This window comes from Pectobacterium peruviense (genome assembly GCF_002847345.1).
Taxonomy (GTDB): Bacteria; Pseudomonadota; Gammaproteobacteria; order Enterobacterales; family Enterobacteriaceae; genus Pectobacterium; species Pectobacterium peruviense.
The window spans coordinates 352,970-371,912 of the sequence record NZ_LXFV01000001.1 but is presented as its reverse complement, the minus strand read 5'-3'; the positions used below and the strand labels follow the sequence as shown (position 1 = coordinate 371,912).

Genomic DNA, 18,943 nt, shown 5'->3' with positions numbered 1-18,943 from the left:
GCTATGTTTCTGGCTTATGGCCTTTCCGCCGTGAGCTGTACAGTGCTGATGGTGCGTGCGCGAAAGCCAGCTTCGCAGTAACAAAGGTAAAATACCCACAGGCGTTGGAACGATTCATCAAAGCCTTGCGCATTCAGCATATGCCACTGCTGATAGAAACGTTGACGCCACTCGCTGAGAGTACGGGCATAGTCCTGACCGATATCAAACAGATCGCGGGTGATAAAGTCGGTATGCCGCGTCATGGTAGTCGTCATCGCGGTAATTGAGGGCAGAAAACCGCCAGGGAAAATGTAGCGTTGGATAAAGTCCACATTACGGCTGTAATGACTATAGCGCTGGTCAGCAATGGTAATCGCCTGAAGCACCATACGCCCTTGTGGCCGCAGCAGTTGCTGGCAGCGTTTGAAGAAGGTGGGCAAATAGGCTTTTCCGACGGCTTCGATCATTTCGACCGATACCAATTTGTCATACTGACCCGTCAATGCTCGGTAATCCTGTAGCAGTACCGTCACTTTATGGCTCAGTCCGGCTTGCTGAATACGTTCAACCGCGTAGTCATATTGCTGCTGTGACAGCGTGGTCGTGGTGACGTGACAGCCATATTCACGGGCGGCCAGTTCGGCGAGGCCTCCCCAGCCAGTGCCAATTTCCAGCAAATGATCCGTTTCACACAGCGCGAGTTGTTCGCAAAGACGACGGAGTTTGGCACGCTGAGCCTCTTCCAACGTCATGTCGGGTTGCTGATACCAGGCGCTGGAATAGAGCATCCCGCTATCGAGAAAGCTGCGATAAAAATGGTTGCCCAGATCGTAGTGGGCGGCGATGTTTTTCTGCGCCTGTTGTGGGCGATTGCGACGGCACCAGTGGATAAACCGATGAAATGGCCCCGTGAGCCAGCCAAAACGCGTTTCAAGCGTATCGATTAACGTCTGATTCTGCGCCAATAACTGAAGAACAAGCGTGAGGTTTGTTGAACTCCAGTCGCCATCAATATAGCTCTCTCCGGCGGCGATACTTCCCCCCAACAAGACTCGGCGATAAACGCGAGGATGATGTATTGTGATTTCGCCTTGCAGCGCCGCGTGTTGATCCCCGAAGAACGTTTCATGACCTTCTGGTTCGCGCAGGCGCACACTTCCATTTTCTATCCGTCCAAGCAGGGCAAATACCACTTTTCTGGCTCGGGTATAGCGAGCGGTATCGTTCGGGTGACGCACCAACTGTGTTTCCGTTGAACTCATGAGTTATCCTTCTTTCCAGACTGCGGATGGGGATAAACGGGTGAGCGTTTAATCCACAGTTTCAAAGCCTGCCAATATATGGTGCAGGCGATCTTCATCGTCATTAACGGCAGTGACCAAAGCTGGTTACGCAGGGCGGCGCGAGTGAGCGGCTGACGATGCAGCAACAGCGTCGCATCAAATTCGCGTCCTTGCCTGTGATTCTCGATGTGGATCCGCAAACGCTCGACGGGCGGCGTGAGTCGCCAGCGATAGACCATATCCATCGGGTTAAAAGGCGATACGTGAAACGCCTTGGTAACGGGCGTAGAACCATCGGGGACGACGGCATAAGTATGGCGTTCGTTCCAAGGCGTATTACGCACCTCTGCCAATAACCAGCGTAGCTGGTTATGTTCATCGTACAAATAATAGAAATTGACTGGGTTGAAAGAGCAGCCTAGATAGCGTAGCTGACAAAGCAGCAATACCTTCCCTGCAAGGCGTTCCCCAGTTAGTTCCGCAATTCGCTCCTGAGCTTTGGTTTTGATATCACCGCCACCGAGGTAATCACCGCGATAGAATGACGCAGGAGCAAAACGTTCCAACGCAATACCAACGTGCGGCAAGGCGGGGATTTCATCTAAATCGATTAACGCCATGAATAATGCATAGTCAAAACGATGCGTGACGGGCGTGAAACGTCGATGACGAACGTTACCCACATACAATGCGCTATTCATGTTGCACACTCTGGTGGAGTTGGCTGACGACATCCAGCGCGCTTTTTACACCGTCTTCGTGAAAGCCGTTGTACCAATAAGCCCCACAAAACCAGCTGCGGTTGTGTCCATTAATGCGTTTGCGCTGCTGTTGATATTCCGTCGTCTGTTGCGTAAAGATGGGGTGATGATAAACCGCGCGATGTAATATTTTACTCGGGTCGATATCTTGCTGAGGGTTCAACGAAACACAGAAGGTGGTGGAGGAACGAATACCTTGCAGGATATTCATGTTATAGGTGACGGACGCGCGTGAACGGCTCAGCGCCTGATCGACCGGCAAACGGTAATTCCAACTCGCCCATGCCCGTCGGCTATAGGGTAAAAGTCGGGTGTCGGTATGCAAAATCACGTGGTTAGGCTGATAACGTATACCACCGAGAATATGCTGCTCATCGGGTGTACGCGTTTCCAGCAGCGCCAGCGCTTGATCGGAATGACAGGCAAAAATAACCTGATCGAACCGATGTGCCTGTTCGGCGGTATGCACCGTAACGCCTGTGTCATCACGTACTACCTGGCTGACAGGCGTCTGGAGGTGGATCGTCGCTCGATCGCGGACACGCTCGGCAATGCGTCGCACATATTCCCGCGAACCTCCGGGCACCACCATCCACTGCGGGCGATTGACCAAATCTAACAGTCCATGATGGTTGAAGAAAGTCAGGAAAAGCGACAGAGGGAAAAGCCGCATATCTTCAAGTGACGACGACCAGATTGCCGCGCCCATGGGCAAAAGATAGTGTTGAGCAAAGAACGGCGAGAATTTTTCCTGCTGCAATAAATGGCTTAGCGTCAGCCCCTGATAATTATCGTCAGTTAGATACCGCTTACACACGCGGTTAAAACGCACGATTTCCGCAACGAAGCGATAGAAAGTGGGGCGGAACAGGTTGCTGCGCTGGGCAAACAGCGTGTTTAAGGTATGCCCGTTATATTCCAGCCCGGAAACCGGATTACTGACCGAGAAACTCATTTCGGTGGGCTGACCGGTTAATCCCAGTTCATCCAGCAGAGCAATAAAGTTGGGATAGGTCCGCTCGTTATAGACAATAAAACCCGTATCAATGGCGTAGGGCGTGCCATCCTGAACCACATCGACCGTTGCCGTGTGCCCGCCCAGATAATCGTTCGCTTCAAGTACCGACACCTGAAAGCGATCGGATAACCTGAGTGCACAGGTTAAGCCAGAAATACCGCTACCAATAATGGCAATCTTCATACTTTTTACCTTACTAAGCGGCTTGCCAGCAGACGTTGCCATGACTGTGGGAGCACAGAAATTAATTTGAGTAATAGCGCAAAGCGTAGAGGGAAGGCGATTTCACGTTTTTTCTTTGCTAGCCCACGCCGAATAGCCTCAGAAGCGTGGGACGCGGAAATCAACATCGGCATAGGGAAATCATTACGTGCGGTCAGTGGGGTTTCCACAAAACCGGGCAGGATCAGCGACACGGTGATATTGCGTGCCTGCAAATCCAGCGACAGGCTGCGGGCGAAATAGGCCAGCGCCGCCTTTGAGGCACCATAGGCTTCCGCACGCGGCAGGGGAACGAGGCTGGCGGTCGAACCCACCAACGCCAGATGACTATGGCTGGCAAGCTGTGGCAATAGCACCGACAGACAATTTACTGGGCCGATCACGTTGGTTGTTAGCACCCGGCTTATTTTTTCTGCCTCAACGACGCCGTTATCCAGATATTCACAGGTTCCCGCGCAGAGAATGACTAGATCGGCCGTCACGCCTTCCAACGCTTGACGCGTGTCGTCTAAATTCGTCATGTCAAATGCCGTTGTACGAAGGGTTGGGAAGGCGAGAGTCAATGCGTGAAGCCGTTGCTCATCGCGCCCGCAGGCGAGGACGTCCCAGCCTTCTTTGGCATAATCCAGCGCCAGCTGTTGACCGATTCCAGAACTGGCTCCGGTAATCAACACGCGCTTCATGCCTGAAGTCTCGATTTTAGATAACCGATTAACGAGCCAAGCAAGGGAATATGCTGATAAAGCATCGCACCCATGTCGTAATAATCACGGTGGTAGATAACTTTATTGTCGGCAAAGAGCAGGTGGCTACAGCCCGCGAGCGTCAGCGGCGCATTACGCTTTAAGGACGGATGTGCATAATGCATCGTCCAGAACATCGTCGCACCGCCGCGAAAGGTATGAATATCAGAGATATCGAACCGGCAATAGCTCAGATTTTCGAGTGAATGGGAAAAGTAACGGTGTAAAGCACTCAGCCCATGATGGCTAGAAACGGGATCGATAAAATGAATATCTTGATGATAAATATCACCCAGTCCCGCTAATCCCTTAGCTGTCAGCTCTCGATAGAATGCCCTTATTTTTAGCAAAATAGCTTCGTACTCGCCGTTTTCTAGCGAGATATCGTTTTCCTCGCGCGCTTTTTCTATCGTCATAACCACTCCTGTTAAGGTCACCCATTTTCACTCGGTGAAAATGGCTAACAGATAGAGGAACTCAACGCTTATTAATTGAAAGTCATCAACTTAGGTATAGATTGAATCCACAGTTCGTCAAATAAGATTTTGAGGAGCGAGGAGAGACGATAAACAAATTAGGAGGGAGGATATGGCAGGAAAAAGGAAACATGACGTGAATATTAGTGACAATGTCACGTCATGTTTCTTACATCGACAGTGGTTGACTGAACGTTATTTTTCAGCGGGCTTAATCAGCGCCAAAATTGTGCCGAGTTGCTCGCGCTGTTCAGCGCTGACTTCTCGCGCAGCGGAGTAGCCCGCGTTCTGGATAATCATCTCATTCAGGCCAACCAGCCAATCATAGATATAAAACGCCGTATTGTTGGTCGGCGTGAGCGACAGTTTGGTTAAACGCTGTGAGGCCCCAAAGCTGACCGCCTGTTTTTCCGGCTTGGCAAAAATCTTATGGCCGCGATTGATGCGGCTGGCAGGGCGTAGGGATTCATCAAGCTGTTGGAAACCAAGCCAGGCGACAAAGTCCCCAAGAATAGTGAGCACGCGTGAAACCTGACGGTCGGCTTTATTCTCGCGGTTGATGCCCAACTGTTCTCCATCGACCAACATATCGACCAGCGCTTCTTCGATCCGTAAACGGATGCTGCCGGTAATCAATTCTTCGACCAGCATTTCGATCGTTGATTTCGGCACGTTCAGCAGATCGAGGAGCGGGGCATTTTCCGGCAGGCCGCGTAGATAGTTAATCCAGTAACGATACACGCCGTGCGCATAGTCCGCCTCATAACCATGATCGATCGTCAGAACGGGCATTACGGGTTGATCGATAGCGATCGGTTCATCGGCAAACAGATCGATTTCGATCCCAACGCCAAACGGATCGCTATTGGCTAAGGGAGTGGAGAGATCTTCGGCATCGGCGTGGAAACCGCCGTAGCTTGCCCCTTTCTGTTGCAGATACAGACGGCGCAGCTCATCACGCGAGGGCAGAAGCCGTTCCAGTAGTTCGCCGTGCACGCCAGTGCGGGTCTGGAGCGATTTCAGCAAGGTTTCGGCGATGCGCTGTTTTTCTGCCGGATCGTCAACATCAACGGGCAGATACCAATTACCTAACAGGTTATCGCTGAGTTCACGTTGGATTTCGTTAAGCTGTTCGCTGATGCGCCCCAGCTTCACTTCTCGGTTAACTTCGGTCCCCAGCCAGGTTGCCATCCGTGTTACACCACGTTTATCCATGGCCAGCATCGTTCCCCAAGCGTCGCCTGGATTACCGACATAGCGCTGTACCGCGGCATCGTAGTTTTGCCCGTGCGTAATACGACGGTCGTGACGAGTAACCGCCCAAATCAGCCCCGGTTTACGGTTGCTACGAACCTGCGCATTTTCACCTTGAGTCTGTTTGACCCAATGCTCCAGCGCTTTACCAACCACTTTAACGTCGGCACGATCGCCTGCGGCGCTGCATACCATCAGTACGTTCATTTCCTGATTGTCGGTATAGCGCTCCAGCAGATAGGCGCGTTTCGCACGCAATAACGTGTGCGCCAGCGGATACAGCGTGTTTTGGCCTTTTGCTGGTGGCGCGGTGCGCGTCTCGCGAATTTCACCAAAGCCGGGGAAATCCAGTACATCGACCTGCTCGAACAGCGCTTCTTTAGGGGGCGACTGTAGCGGGATAAGTAACTCCGCCGTCAGCATTGTTAACTCTGCCAGCGAGAGTTCCGCCGTTTTCCCCGCGCGGCCGTTTTGAACCGGGCGTACCAGCACACTGGGATCGTCGGTACTGTGCAATCGCTCCAGCGCGGAACCGTCGATCAGGCCGTCTGCGGGATTTAACTCATCATCCACCAGTGTCCGTAACGGTGCTAATAACTTACTCGCACCGGACAGATGTTGCAGCGTGTGGTTGAAATGACGATACGCGGAAGTCAGCGAATTCAACTCTCCCCAGAGTACGGAGAAGAGCTGAGCACGGTCATCAACGGTAAGATAAGGTGCTAATTCAACCGCAACGGGCCAGAAGTGCGCTTCCAGCTGTTTTTGCCGTTTAACGTCGTGGCGCACCAGATAGTCCCAGAGTTCGACGACTTCATCGCGGCTCATCCCTTCAACGGGTTCTGGCTGGCGGTGCATCAACAGCGTTTTAATGTGCTCGGCGATATGGCGCTCATCCAGCTCCTCAAACGTTGTCTCTTGATTGAGATCGTTCAAAAACGCGTTGGCCATGATCTTGCCGATATCCAGTTCGCTGAGGAGCTGCAACTGAACGGGAAACGATTTGTTCTTCACACCGGACTGTCGGCTAAAACGCGTAACAAGCGCGGTGGCTCGGTCAGATGGGTTAATGTGATCGACAAAATCCAACTGCTGCCCCTCAAATGAGGTTTCCAGTTTGCCGTTTTCTCCCCCAGCCAGCGACGAGATAAGATAGCTTTTCCCAGCCTGAGACAGGCCAAAAAAACCAATGGCAATCTCTTTCTGCGCCACATCGGATAGATGCTGCGCTTTATTGTGGTTACGGCGCAGTTTGACGATCAGACGGTCGGCTTCAATATCCAGGCGCGGGGCGTTCTGACGCGTGGTTTCAACCCAGTCGATAGCCTGTTCAACACCTTGCGCGACGGCCTGTAGTTGGCCGTGAAGCCGGGTGGAAAGCTGTTTAGGCGTTAATCGTTTCATTTTTTAAATACACTCCCACTATCGATCCAATAATGGGTCGCTCCTGAACCGTTAGCGGATAATGTGTTCAACTTAAGTCGTAAATGATGAGGTGGGACGCGGGTACCGTCTTCTAATACCGCATCGGCAATCTCAAAGCGCTCGGGGCTGTCTTGATCGTCGCCTTTCGTTACAGCCAGTCGGACGCGCAGCTTGCTGTCGCCAACGACCTTACGGGCTAAATCCTGATCGACAATCGATAACATATAGAGAGAGGAGGCGGGCCAGCGCTCGTTGTCCAACTGGCGGAATCCGAGGCAGAGCGAACCACGCACCTGGAAGCTGTGTTTAGGATCCAGCACAAAATCAGGTTCATCCAGATCGATATCGCTGTAATACACATTATCCAGCGTCAGCGCATTGTTGCTGTCCATCATGCCAAGGTAGCGCACCGTAGAATAAGGCTGGAAATCACCGACCTTAAAGTAAAAGCCCGGCAGACGTAGATCGAGCGCCAACAGGCACAGCATCGCGCCGACGGCAGCGGTGGATTTCGGGTTATCGATGCGTCCACGCTTGTTAAACGGATACCAGTCATTGGTGTGATAGCCATCCAGCGACAGCATCCGGTTAATCGGCAGCGGTTGCAGGTGGCGGAACAGCGCCTGAATCCCCGGGAAGCGCGAAGGGCGTCCGGTAAGCAACAGCACATCGCATGAATACAGCGACACGACTTCAGACATCAGGCGCAAATTCTGCGTGATGTTCATTTTGTTCGATAGGAATTCGCCATGCAGCTTGTTCAGTTTGAGGATGAGCGGCACCTGTAAAATATCGAATACAGTATCGCTAACCGGTAGCTCGCGCTGCACTTCCGTATTGATGTATTCCAGCACTTTTTCCGTCGGTGCCTGTTCCAGCAATTCACCGAAGGTGGATTCAATCTCGGCGCTGGTGTCCAGCGGATCAAAGCGCTCGTAGGCTTCCAGAATCGCGCGACCGATTGGAATAAAGACCTGCAACGTTACCTGCTGGCGCAGCGTAAGCTGTGCATCCATACGGCCTTCGTTGCCGAACAACTTCGCCATCAGCGCATCTGGGCTGGCCATTCCTGCGGTTTTCAGCGCAGCCTGTAGCGCGGGGAGGATATAAAGTTGAATCACATCCAGCAAGATATCGTCACCTGCGACCTTAAAACCTTCGCGGAACAGCAGGCGTGGAATAATTTTAACGTTGTTACCGACGCCGTCATCAAGCAGGTATTGCGTAATGGCGAGGTCAGTGGTGCCACCGCCGATGTCGATTGAGGCAATACGTAGCGTTTTACCTGCGGGTTCACCTTCGTCGAGCTCTTTATCCGGGCGAGCCATACTGGCGAAGAAATCTTCAGCACGGCCACCAAAGTTCACCTGTGCTTCGTTATACAGATAAACCATCTGCCCGCATGTCGCTTCGTCCCATTCGATTTGTACTTCAGGCACCGGAACCCGGCTCTGTTGCTTGTCGGCCAGCGTGGTGAAGTCTTCGTCCATCGGGTGCCAGTCCATCGCTTTCCAGACCAGCGCAATGGCTTCGTGCATCCGGCGGCGGAAAATCTCACGTTCGGGCTTCGGCATCGCGGAAGGCAACGTCAGAATGATGTTACGCAATTGGCGCGGCGCGCTGCTGTGGATCATCTTCAAGCGCTGGGCGGCGCTGTTCATCTGCATGAGCGCCTGTGCCAGCAGTTCGGAGAGCATGAAGGTCATGATCGAGCTGCGGCTGTAGTGCGGCGAAAATACTGGTAAACGCTCATCTAGCGGCTGGTTGTAGAGCGGTTGCCCCTCATCATTCAGCATGATGGTCAGCGGCATGGCAGTGGCTAATGGTTCGGCTTGTGAATGTGCGTCCGTCTGGCTAAAACGCCAGCCGGGTGCATAGCTTTCTTCATCCCACAGGTAACGGCGCGGGCTGGAAATACCGCTCGATCCTTCCGTTCCCTGACGCAGCAACGCCATGTGGCTAGCTTCACGTCCGACGCGAGTGATTGACGGCCAGATGAAGGCGTCATCACGACCGCTTTCTACGGAGAAGTTTTCCTTGCCGAACTTCGCCTGTGAAAACTCAACGCGGCTCTCAAACAGTTCGTTATACAGATAATGTGGCTCACTCAGATCGCGCAGTTGCAGTTCATAGGTCTGCTTCAGGCCGTTGCTTTCATCTGCATGGTCTTCTACCAGAATGCCGCAGGTGTGCGAATTACCGACGTCCAGAATCAGATCAACGTTGACGGCAGGCTCCTGCAACGTGCTGGTGTTGATACGAATTTCCGGTATCTCAAGCTGGTTGCCCAGCATATCCAACACATTCAGGTAATGCGCCTGATATTCGAATCCCCTGAGCGCCACTTTCACATCATGGCTGTCACGTTTTTCCTGCGTCTTAACCTGTTGACTAAAGACTTCCCGCAGCCAGCCGTCGACCCAGGTTGCATCGAGGAATTCACCCAGCTCGTCGCTGTGATAAGCCAGCGCGAAACTCCCGCCGGTTTTGATGTCATTAGCATTAGGCGCCAGCGACTCGTATTCGTGACCTTCTGGGTAGGTTTTGGTATCGAATGCCAGACAAATGCGGTGCGTATTGCCGTCCTGATCGGGCGTATCCAAAGCTAGGATCCGCATCCGCGCCCAGTTATCCGGCCCGCCCATAAAGGTACGCGGCGGATTGAAGCGGAAGAAGGGCAACGGCAGCCAGATGTTCTCCAGCAGCTTCAATGATTGATCAAGTGAAGCACTTAACTCAGGCTTGACCACTTCCGGCGGCATACCCGTTGCAGAAGGCAGCAGGTATTTGTCCGTATGTTCATCGTAAAGCAGGTGCAATAAGGGGCCGTTGGCACTTTTACGCACATAGCGGTTAGGCTGTTCCGCCGAAAACTGTGGCTTTAACGCAAAATCCAAAAACTGAATCCCGCTGTCCTGAATCAACGTAATGCGTTGTTTATAATCGGTAATCGTCGCCAGCATGATTATTTACTCTCGCGCTTTATCGTCATCGGGAAAACGGTGTCTGCGTCATAACGACCGATACACTCCGCTGCGGTGCCAGATGCACCTTGTTTACAGACCAGTTCCGGCATTTGGAAACGAGAATTATCGGAACAGCGCGCACCAGAACGGCTGTTGATGATCAGATTGCCAGAACCCATTAAGCCAGCCTCAACGTTGGCGCGACACGTGACACCGTCACCATGAGTGATACGTGCCGTTCCTTTGCCATTTTGAATCTGGTAGCGCAGGCTAGGTGGCCTGCCGGTAATCGGCGCTTTACTATCAACAATGACGCGCCAGTTGCCGTTCAGGAACTTGATGGAGCCAATTTTCACAGCATCGGCTGGCATAACTAAATCATCTTTGCCCGCAGGAAGTGCTGGCACTTGCTCGACAACGGGTTCAACCGGCTCTTTTGGTTCAACGGCAGCAGGAGCTTCTGGTTTGGCCGCTTCTACGGTCGGCGCAGCAGAAACAACAGGTGGAGCTGGAATAGAGGGCTCAGCCGCTTTCACGATCTCTTTCTCTGCGACCTGCGGAACTGGTGGCGGCGTTGGTTCAGTTGGCGTGGAAGAAGACAACGCGCGTTTTTCTGGCTTGACCGTCGCGGCCTGTTCGGATGTCGGTTTTTCTTGTTCTGACACACAGCCGCGTATCTGCAATGACAAAATCGCTAACAGTGCGGCGGCAGGTAACAGCCACCACAGTCGGAAGAACGGTGGACGAGTAGGCAACGTTGCTGCCGTAGCGGCAGGCGCAGGCGTTGGTTCGACGGCTTCGGGTTGAACGACAGGCTGTGGTTCTGGCTCCGGTACAGGGTCGACCAACGGAGGCGTTGGTGCGCTTGCAGCGGGGACGGAGGCAACAAAAAGCGGCTCTGCTTCCTTGATGATAGGCCGCAGGCAGTCCAATGCATCAAGGCGGGATTTCTTATCAAGATTGACGAAGCCCCAGAATGTTAAGACGGGCTTGCCATCAACCAGATAGACGTGGTTCGCCCCTGGGAACTGTATCGCTTTTGCCAGCAGGACACCGAAAAGTTTCTGCCCCGCTTTTTCTGCATTTTGCGCACGCTGGCTGATGTCGGCAACCGCGGTTTGATAGGTTTCCAGTAACGACAGCGCCGTTTCTCGTTCTTCTTCACTGGCGGCAATCCAAGAGGTGACTTTACCGTCAACCGGTGAATACCAGTCAATGCGGTCGCCATGCTCGTTGGGTTGGGGGATCGCCAGACAATCGGCAATCTGCTGCTGTTTTCTGAGACGTAACGTTTCCCGCAATTGAAGTGCCGATGCATAAACTGGCTGCCCGTTTTCACCCAGCGCCAGAAAATCATCCAAACTTCCACTACGTAAAAATAATTTTGCCACGCAAAAGAGACCTTTTGTAATGATGCCTAAAGCAGAAAATAAAATGTAATCTGCGACAGGGTATACTGTAGTGCGAATGATGGCGAATCAAACGCTTAAAGAAGTGATAAAACTAACAAATATTTGGGCAATAGAAAAAGTGGGAAACGGAACATGTACGCCCGAGTTGAAGACGATGCCCAGGTAATATGATGAAAATGCTGGGGAAAATGGCGTAGTGCCATTCGTTTAAGTCCGTTATTAGGGGAAACACAGGGGAGGTTCCCGCGGGGACGCCTCACCCCTGTGGTAGCCCCGTGTATCTCGATGCTTAAACGATCTATATTAGGTAAAAATGACGGGAGCTTTTATGAAACGTAATTTGACAGAAACGAGGGATGCTGCACGGTGTCAGCGTCCCTCAAGCTGTGGGCGACTACAGTTGGACGTTGCCCGTGATCAGGTAAGCGGATGAGGTACTTTGTGACATTGGCGGTAGCGTGTCGCTGAGAACGTTACCTTTTACATCGGTAAATTCAATAGGAATATCGTTCATTCCGACGTGCTCAACAATAAAGTGGTTATAATCGGTTTTTTGTGCAGCAACCCACTGGTTATCGCGCATATATTTCATCTCAATAACCGGATATTTTACATTCCTAAATTGCACTGCAGCCCAATAAGGGTTTGAGCCTTCCTTTATACGATAAATAACGTTGCCATTTACCGGCGCTTCGATCAGCGTCCAGTCTATATTAATCTTCCCATCCCGCAGATCGCCTATTTTCTCGAAAGCGTTAAACGATAAATCTAATGCGCAATCTCCACCTTCAGGGTAAAGATCCGTGACATAAACCACCGTGCTGCCTTTTGGGCCATTCACTTTCAGGTAAGCCCCAGCCAGCGATGCCTTCACGCCGCGATAATCCAGCTGGCTACGGTTTAACGCGGTGATCTCCATATTCGGTGGAATAGGGTCCAATAAGAGCGCGCCGCCCTGATACCCAGAGCCGGTTGCGGTAGCGTAGCCGTAACAGATATCGTCCAATTCCCACTGGGCGTGGGCGGTATTAATTAGGGGAATGACGCATAATGCGGACAACGCTAATGAGGTTATTTTATTCATGTTTCACATCCAATATTATTCAAGATTAATAACATAGGTGAGTTGTAAAAATAAATATGCCAAAACAGAATTCCATTTTCTGAAAACCTATCGCTTTGGCCCATCGATAATCCAAGTTTTGTATAAATAGGTAAATCGGTTTTATCTTAAAATAATAAAGCACTGAATATATCACTGAGTTTATTTCTATAGCATGAAATTATTATAGATATGGAGTAATCGATTTGGATTTATACAAAATGTGTTCTACGGTTTAAAGGGTATGACGACAGCAAGATTTCGCGCCAACGCGAATAGCTGCCAATGGCTAATCTATAATGAGGAGATTACATGACCATCCATAAAAAAGGGCAAGCGCATTGGGAAGGTGATATCAAGCAGGGAAAGGGCACCGTCTCAACGGAAAGCGGGGCATTGCAGCAGCAACCGTACGGCTTTAATACCCGTTTTGAGGGCAAGCCCGGTACGAATCCAGAAGAGTTGATTGGTGCAGCGCATGCTGCCTGTTTCTCGATGGCGTTATCGCTGATGTTAGGTGAAGAAGGCCATAAACCCGAGTCGATAGATACGACTGCGGATGTCTCGCTGGATAAAGTTGATGGTGGATTCGCGATCACCAAGATCGCCCTTCATAGCACGGTGACGCTACCGGGGATTGATGAAGCCACTTTCGATAAGATTATCCAAAAAGCGAAAGCGGGTTGTCCGGTGTCAAAAGTGCTCAAGGCCGAAATTACGCTGGATTATCAGTTGAACTAACACTGTTTATCTGTTTTACCAATAAAATTAGTGCTGATAAAAGGCTTACCAGAGTGGCTCTGGTGAGCTTTTTTACATTTATATAATTAAAAATAACGAAACGATTAAAAATAATTTAACATCTTTACCGTAATAACCATAAACTTAGCATAGTCATCGCTCCGTGATGTGGGCAATGGCGTAGGACGCAATATAACAAGATCAATATTGGGCTGGCCGGCGTGTGATGGTCAGATTCTCCGAGTATGTCGTGCTATGGAACACAAGCGAGAATTCAAGATGAATAGAATGACCAAGATCTGTTTTTCTGTACTGCTGGCCGGGAGTTTACTGACACCGGTTTTAGCAAATGCAACCGTGTCTGAAGACATGCGCGGTATGCAAAAAAGTTATACCGCGGCGACGAAAGCGGATGATGCTGCAACGTTGAAAACTGCACTGAGCACATTCCGCGAACACGTCGAGCATGCTAAAACGCAAGTGCCGCCTGATTTCGCCAAGCAACCTGCAGACGGCCCAGATAGAAAAGCCTATGTGGAAGGTTTGGATAAAATTTTGCAAAAAGTCGACAGCGCGCAGGCTCTGGTGGATGCCGGTAAAGTGAGCGAAGCCAAAGCCGCATTAGCAGAAATCAATACGTTGAAAGGTGAATACCACAGTAAATTGAGAGGCTAAACCGCTTTTCGTTTACCATAAGCCGCCAGTGGGAATCGAACCCACTGGCGGCTTTTTTTTGTTATAAAGGTTACGATCGTCAGCATCGCCAGTTAAGGGGGAACAGAATGATGTCACCATCACACGATGCAGCGCATGATGGCAAAGATACACAACACAGAATTCTTGAGGCCGCGCTGGAAGTCATACTGGATCATGGCGTGCGAGGGGCAACCTACCGGAAAATTGCGCAGCAGGCCGGGCTTTCTCCGGGGACGCTGACCTATCGCTATAGCAGCATTGAATTGCTGCTCAACAACGCGTTCGTCTATATGGTTGATGGTATCTCACAGGCATTCCGTGTCCGTCTCAAACAGGCAAAGGATATCGACAGCGCGCGTGAAGCGGTGGTTGATCTGATCTGTGGCGATATCTGGGCGACGCCACGTCATCTGACATTAAGTTTTGAGCTGTATGCGCTGGCATCACGTAAAGAAGAATATCGGCTGATATTGCAGGAGTGGATGACACGCAGCAGAAAATCACTTCACCTTCATTTCAACATTGCAACCGCGTGCTCACTGGATGCGATGATTGAAGGATATACGATCCATAACTATCTCAATGATGACGCAGTTAGCCGTGAAGACATTCTCAATACGGTGATAAAACTGACATCCTGATATCGTCTGGCGCGATCTTGCCGGGCGTCTTCCCGTGAAAAAGAACGTAATGAAACAGGTGCAAAGCGGTGCATATTCGTGCGATAGTTATTCGTACATATGTACGAATGCTTTTAAATAAAGACGATGAGAGCTATGACCACAAAACCCGCTATCAATAAATTCGCCCTGTTCGGGCTGATGTTCATCCCCGGTTTTACGTGGGCAACTTGGGTGACCCGAACCCCTGTTATGCGTGATGTTCTGAACGCTTCAACGGAAACAATGGGCATGATCCTGTTCGGTTTTTCATGTGGTTCCATGTTAGGGGTACTGGCTGCGGGTAAAGTCATTAACGTCCTCGGCATTCGTAAAACCATGGCCAGTGGATTTCTGCTGCTTCTGCTTGGGTTACTTGTGCTTGCTGTTTCACTTTCGATTCGGAGCACGCCCAGTGCCTTTATGGGGCTATTGATTTTCGGTGCGGGTGTCGGCCTGGTTGACATCGCCATCAACATTGAAGGTGCGGCGTTTGAACAACACCTGAATAAAAGTCTGATGACAACACTGCATGGATTCTTCAGCCTGGGAACACTGGTTGGTGCACTGGCAGGGATGGCAATGACGGCTTTTGGCATCAATACGACACTGCATTTTGTCGTCGTGGTTGCGTTGTCGATGCTCACCGCTATTTTGCTGATGCGTCAAATGCCGTGGTTGAGTGATTTGGCCAGTTCCGGGCAAGAGGAAAAAGGGAACTACAAGACTCAGGTTTTCAACGAACTTAAAGACAGTCGGCTGTTGATTTTGGGTGTGGTTATTCTTGCGATGGCGCTTGCGGAAGGCTCTGCCAACGACTGGCTGCCGTTACTGATGATCGATGGTCATAACTTCGGCCATACGACGGGGACGCTAGTGTATGTCGGGTTTACGGCGGGTATGACGTTGGGCCGCTTTGCTGGAGGATATTTTGTCGATCGCTTCGGCAAGGTCAATGTTCTCCGATTCAGTGCCGCTTCTGCCGCACTGGGGCTGACGCTGGTCATCTTCTCCGATGCGCCACTGCTGGCCGCCGCTGCGGTTATCTTCTGGGGTATTGGCGCATCTTTGGGGTTCCCGCTCACGATTTCTGCCGCAGGAAGTGGAGAAAACAGCGCTGTTCGCGTCACTATTGCCGCAACATTAGGCTACTTTGCGTTTCTCGTGGGTCCGCCTGCATTGGGCTTTCTTGGCGAAGTGGCGGGGTTACGCATCGCCATGCTGCCGGTGCTTGTCATGGTGATTCTGGCCTTTCTTTGTTCTTCTTCCGCTCACGATCGGGCGACCAGAACGGCATCTGAAACCGCATCCTGACGTTTCTGCGCGGTTTCGTTTCGTATTATCGGAACCGCGCTGATTGTGTCATTATATTGATTACATTGAAAATAAATTACGTGATGGCTGAAACTGCTTAATAACAGCCGTGATGCTGGCCGTCACTCGGGTTGGGTAAAGTGAATACAATGGTAAATTTAACGGATATGACCGAGTCGGATTATCCCGATTATCGTCAGTTTTTTATTCTGGAATATGCTCAGGATTTACAAGAGTCCCGAGGATATGACGCGGAAAAGGCGAGGGCGATCGCCACGCAATCCATCGATGTTGCGCTGCCGCAGAGTACTCACACGCCAGCCAATAAATTATGGTGCATTCATTCTTTAGACAATGAAGACGTCATCGGCTATTTGTGGGTGATTCTGAACGGAAACTCTGCCTGGATATCTGATTTTTGCCTTCTGCCAGCGTGGCGTGGCCGCGGATTCGGTAAAGCGTCACTGGCAGCGATGGACGTGGTGGTTGCCGCGTTAGGCATCAACGAAGTCGGACTGAGAGTGGCTACGGGTAACTCAGTCGCCAAGGCGTTATATGAAAAACAGGGATTCCAGATTACTGGTTTTAACATGCACAAAAGTCTGGAAACGGGCTCATCATCAGACTGCGGCTAACTCTATGACGTAAAAAAACGATCTCCGACGACCATTGGCCTCCAGCCCTTATCTCTTGTTCATTCCTGCGCCGCTAAAGTTCAAAAAAAAAACGCCGATAGACAAATAGCAGGGAACTCATTGCAAGGGAATGTTGATTACGATAAGGGTCAACACCAGGAGAGCCATAATGGCCAAACAATTAATACAAAAAAAGACAATGAGCACCCGCGCCCAGGTATTGCTAACTGGCGCATTCACCATCGCACTCGGTTTTGCTGTCACCATCGGCGTGCTCAGCTGGCAGTCTAGTAGTGAACAAAAGTCTTTGGCCGAACGCTATTTACAGCAAATAGCTCAAAGCGAAGCCCTGAGAATTCAGCAGGAACTCAACTACGCACGTGATGTAGCGCATAACCTCGGGCAAGGGCTGGCTGCTTTGCCATCCGCAGGCATAAAAGACCGCGCAGTGGTCGATAAAATTATGGAATATGCTCTGCGGGATAACCCGGAATACCTTTCGATTTCAGTCATTTTTGAAGAGAATGTGTTTGACGGACGTGATGCCGAGTTTGCCGATCAACCGGGTCAGGCACCGAAAGGTCGCTACGCCTGGTTTGTTGACCGCGATCAGGCAGGTAATTATGCCATGCATCCTCTGCTTTCTTATCTGACTCCAGGCCAAGGCGATTACTATCTGCTGCCGCAAAAGAGCCAGAAAGATACGCTAATCGAACCCTACACCTATGCTTATAACGGCGTTCCAACGCTGCTGACGTCAGTCGCCGCACCGATTGTCAGTCAGGGGAAGTTGTGGGGCGTCGTCACGTCAGACATTTCTCTTGCATCATTGCAGCAAAAAGTTAACCAGATTAAACCTTGGGAAGGCGGTGGTTACGCAATGCTGTTATCCAGCGCGGGTAAAGTCATCTCTTATCCTGATAAATCTCAGACGAGCAAAGCCTGGCAAGGGCCAACTGACAATTTCACGTCTTCCGTGGTACAGCACGACGATGCGATTCTGGGCGAACAAGCGCTGGTTACCTGGCAGCCGGTCACCATCGGCAACAGCACGGAAAAATGGTATCTCGGGATTGTGGCGCCAGTGAGCCAAGTGATGGCCGCGTCTGAGCGCCAGTTGATCAATGCTGTCATCATGATGGTGATCAGCATTCTGTTGGTGAGCGCGCTGCTGGGCTGGGTGTTCAGCCGTAAAGTGCTTAAACCTATTGGCGGCGAGCCGCTTGAAGCTGCAACCATCGCGCTGTCTGTTGCCGAAGGGCGGCTGAGTAATGTGATTGACGTGAAAGACAACGATCGCAGCAGCCTGTTCTTCGCGCTGAATACGATGCAATCACAGTTGCGTCAGGTGGTCGGACAGATCAAAGACGCCAGTGATTCCGTGCGACAAGGCGCTGCGGAAATTGCCAGCGGCAACCTCAACCTTGCCTCGCGTACGGAGCAGCAGGCTGCCGCGCTGGAGCAAACCGCAGCGAGCATGGAAGAGATCACCGCCACGGTGAAACATAATGCCAACAACGCCCATCAGGCCACGACGCTGACAGAGAATGCCACGAAGATAGCTCAGCGCGGTGAATCGCTGGTTAGTCAGGTGGTGCAGACGATGTCGCAGATTGACGATAGTGCGAAGAAAATTGGCGACATTACCGCCATGATTAACAGCATCGCTTTCCAGACCAACATCCTGGCGCTGAACGCGGCGGTAGAGGCGGCGCGAGCGGGTGAGCAGGGAAGAGGATTCGCCGTTGTAGCATCGGAAGTTCGCAGCCTGGCACAGCGCAGCGCCAGCGCGGTGAAAGAAATTGCCGCACTGATTGAAGAGTCCAGCAAGCGTGTTGAAAGTGGAGTGAAACTGGTGAACGATGCGGGTAAAACCATGCAGGATATGACGCATGCCGTCAGTTCGGTACAAAGCATTATCGGTGAGATTGTTACCGCATCGGATGAGCAGGCGAAAGGCATCAGTCAGGTAACGATTGCCGTCAATGAAATGGATGGCGTAACGCAGCAAAACTCCGCACTGGTACAGCAGATGTCTGCCGCCGCCAGTTCGCTGGAAGATCAGTCCATGCTGTTGGCGCAAACGATAGAGCATTTCCGTCTGGAACAGCAGCACGCTTTACCTCATGCGCTTTTAAGATAAACAGAAACACGGTCACCCGGCAACCATAAGGTTGTCGGGCTGATATATTCGACTGACACGCCTGCAATGCTTGTTCACATTCCTCCAAACTTTCCCCGATTCGCGTATAGC

General features: G+C 51.3%; 15 protein-coding genes. 6 read left to right on the top strand and 9 right to left on the bottom strand.

Annotated features, from left to right (window positions below; all coding sequences use genetic code 11):
* Nucleotides 1-14: 14 nt before the first annotated feature.
* The 9 genes from A0G03_RS01715 to A0G03_RS01675 all read right to left on the bottom strand — a co-directional run bounded on the left by A0G03_RS01715 (nucleotide 15) and on the right by A0G03_RS01675 (nucleotide 12,626).
* Entirely contained in the window at nucleotides 15-1,244 is a 1,230-nt protein-coding gene (locus A0G03_RS01715; protein ID WP_048260059.1) for an SAM-dependent methyltransferase, read from the bottom strand.
* Nucleotides 1,241-1,966 carry a DUF1365 domain-containing protein gene (locus A0G03_RS01710; RefSeq protein ID WP_048260060.1) on the bottom strand — a complete coding sequence of 242 codons (726 nt, stop codon included), beginning with the start codon at nucleotides 1,964-1,966 and terminating at the stop codon, nucleotides 1,241-1,243. The genes A0G03_RS01715 and A0G03_RS01710 overlap by 4 nt, the downstream gene beginning before the upstream one ends.
* Nucleotides 1,959-3,227 carry an NAD(P)/FAD-dependent oxidoreductase gene (locus A0G03_RS01705; RefSeq protein WP_048260061.1) on the bottom strand — a complete coding sequence of 423 codons (1,269 nt, stop codon included), beginning with the start codon at nucleotides 3,225-3,227 and terminating at the stop codon, nucleotides 1,959-1,961. Before A0G03_RS01705 ends, A0G03_RS01710 begins: the two co-directional genes overlap by 8 nt.
* A gap of 5 nt (nucleotides 3,228-3,232) precedes the next feature.
* Complete coding sequence (locus A0G03_RS01700; protein WP_048260062.1) at nucleotides 3,233-3,949, bottom strand: SDR family NAD(P)-dependent oxidoreductase; 717 nt, start codon at nucleotides 3,947-3,949, stop codon at nucleotides 3,233-3,235.
* Nucleotides 3,946-4,425 carry a nuclear transport factor 2 family protein gene (locus A0G03_RS01695; protein WP_048260063.1) on the bottom strand — a complete coding sequence of 160 codons (480 nt, stop codon included), beginning with the start codon at nucleotides 4,423-4,425 and terminating at the stop codon, nucleotides 3,946-3,948. The genes A0G03_RS01700 and A0G03_RS01695 overlap by 4 nt, the downstream gene beginning before the upstream one ends.
* 255 nt (nucleotides 4,426-4,680) lie before the next feature.
* Nucleotides 4,681-7,143 (bottom strand): putative virulence factor, encoded by a 2,463-nt coding sequence (locus tag A0G03_RS01690; protein WP_048260064.1) that lies wholly within the window; start codon nucleotides 7,141-7,143, stop codon nucleotides 4,681-4,683.
* Nucleotides 7,140-10,127: a virulence factor SrfB gene (locus tag A0G03_RS01685; RefSeq protein WP_048260065.1), complete on the bottom strand. Its 2,988-nt coding sequence runs from the start codon at nucleotides 10,125-10,127 to the stop codon at nucleotides 7,140-7,142. Before A0G03_RS01685 ends, A0G03_RS01690 begins: the two co-directional genes overlap by 4 nt.
* 2 nt (nucleotides 10,128-10,129) lie before the next feature.
* Nucleotides 10,130-11,521: an SrfA family protein gene (locus A0G03_RS01680; protein WP_048260066.1), complete on the bottom strand. Its 1,392-nt coding sequence runs from the start codon at nucleotides 11,519-11,521 to the stop codon at nucleotides 10,130-10,132.
* A gap of 415 nt (nucleotides 11,522-11,936) precedes the next feature.
* Nucleotides 11,937-12,626 (bottom strand): expansin EXLX1 family cellulose-binding protein, encoded by a 690-nt coding sequence (locus A0G03_RS01675; RefSeq protein WP_048260067.1) that lies wholly within the window; start codon nucleotides 12,624-12,626, stop codon nucleotides 11,937-11,939.
* A 330-nt stretch (nucleotides 12,627-12,956) separates the two neighbouring features.
* Between A0G03_RS01675 and A0G03_RS01670 the strand changes: the two genes are divergently transcribed.
* The 6 genes from A0G03_RS01670 to A0G03_RS01645 all read left to right on the top strand — a co-directional run bounded on the left by A0G03_RS01670 (nucleotide 12,957) and on the right by A0G03_RS01645 (nucleotide 18,832).
* Complete coding sequence (locus tag A0G03_RS01670; protein WP_011093778.1) at nucleotides 12,957-13,385, top strand: OsmC family protein; 429 nt, start codon at nucleotides 12,957-12,959, stop codon at nucleotides 13,383-13,385.
* A 288-nt stretch (nucleotides 13,386-13,673) separates the two neighbouring features.
* Entirely contained in the window at nucleotides 13,674-14,060 is a 387-nt protein-coding gene (locus A0G03_RS01665) for a cytochrome b562 (protein ID WP_011093779.1), read from the top strand.
* A gap of 107 nt (nucleotides 14,061-14,167) precedes the next feature.
* Entirely contained in the window at nucleotides 14,168-14,722 is a 555-nt protein-coding gene (locus tag A0G03_RS01660; RefSeq protein ID WP_011093780.1) for a TetR/AcrR family transcriptional regulator, read from the top strand.
* A gap of 135 nt (nucleotides 14,723-14,857) precedes the next feature.
* The gene (locus A0G03_RS01655; protein ID WP_048260068.1) at nucleotides 14,858-16,054 is read left to right on the top strand and encodes an MFS transporter; all 1,197 of its coding nucleotides are present in this window, start codon (nucleotides 14,858-14,860) and stop codon (nucleotides 16,052-16,054) included.
* Between the two features lie 149 nt (nucleotides 16,055-16,203).
* Nucleotides 16,204-16,689 (top strand): GNAT family N-acetyltransferase, encoded by a 486-nt coding sequence (locus A0G03_RS01650; RefSeq protein WP_048260069.1) that lies wholly within the window; start codon nucleotides 16,204-16,206, stop codon nucleotides 16,687-16,689.
* A gap of 169 nt (nucleotides 16,690-16,858) precedes the next feature.
* Entirely contained in the window at nucleotides 16,859-18,832 is a 1,974-nt protein-coding gene (locus A0G03_RS01645) for a methyl-accepting chemotaxis protein (protein ID WP_048260070.1), read from the top strand.
* The last annotated feature ends 111 nt before the right edge of the window (nucleotides 18,833-18,943 follow it).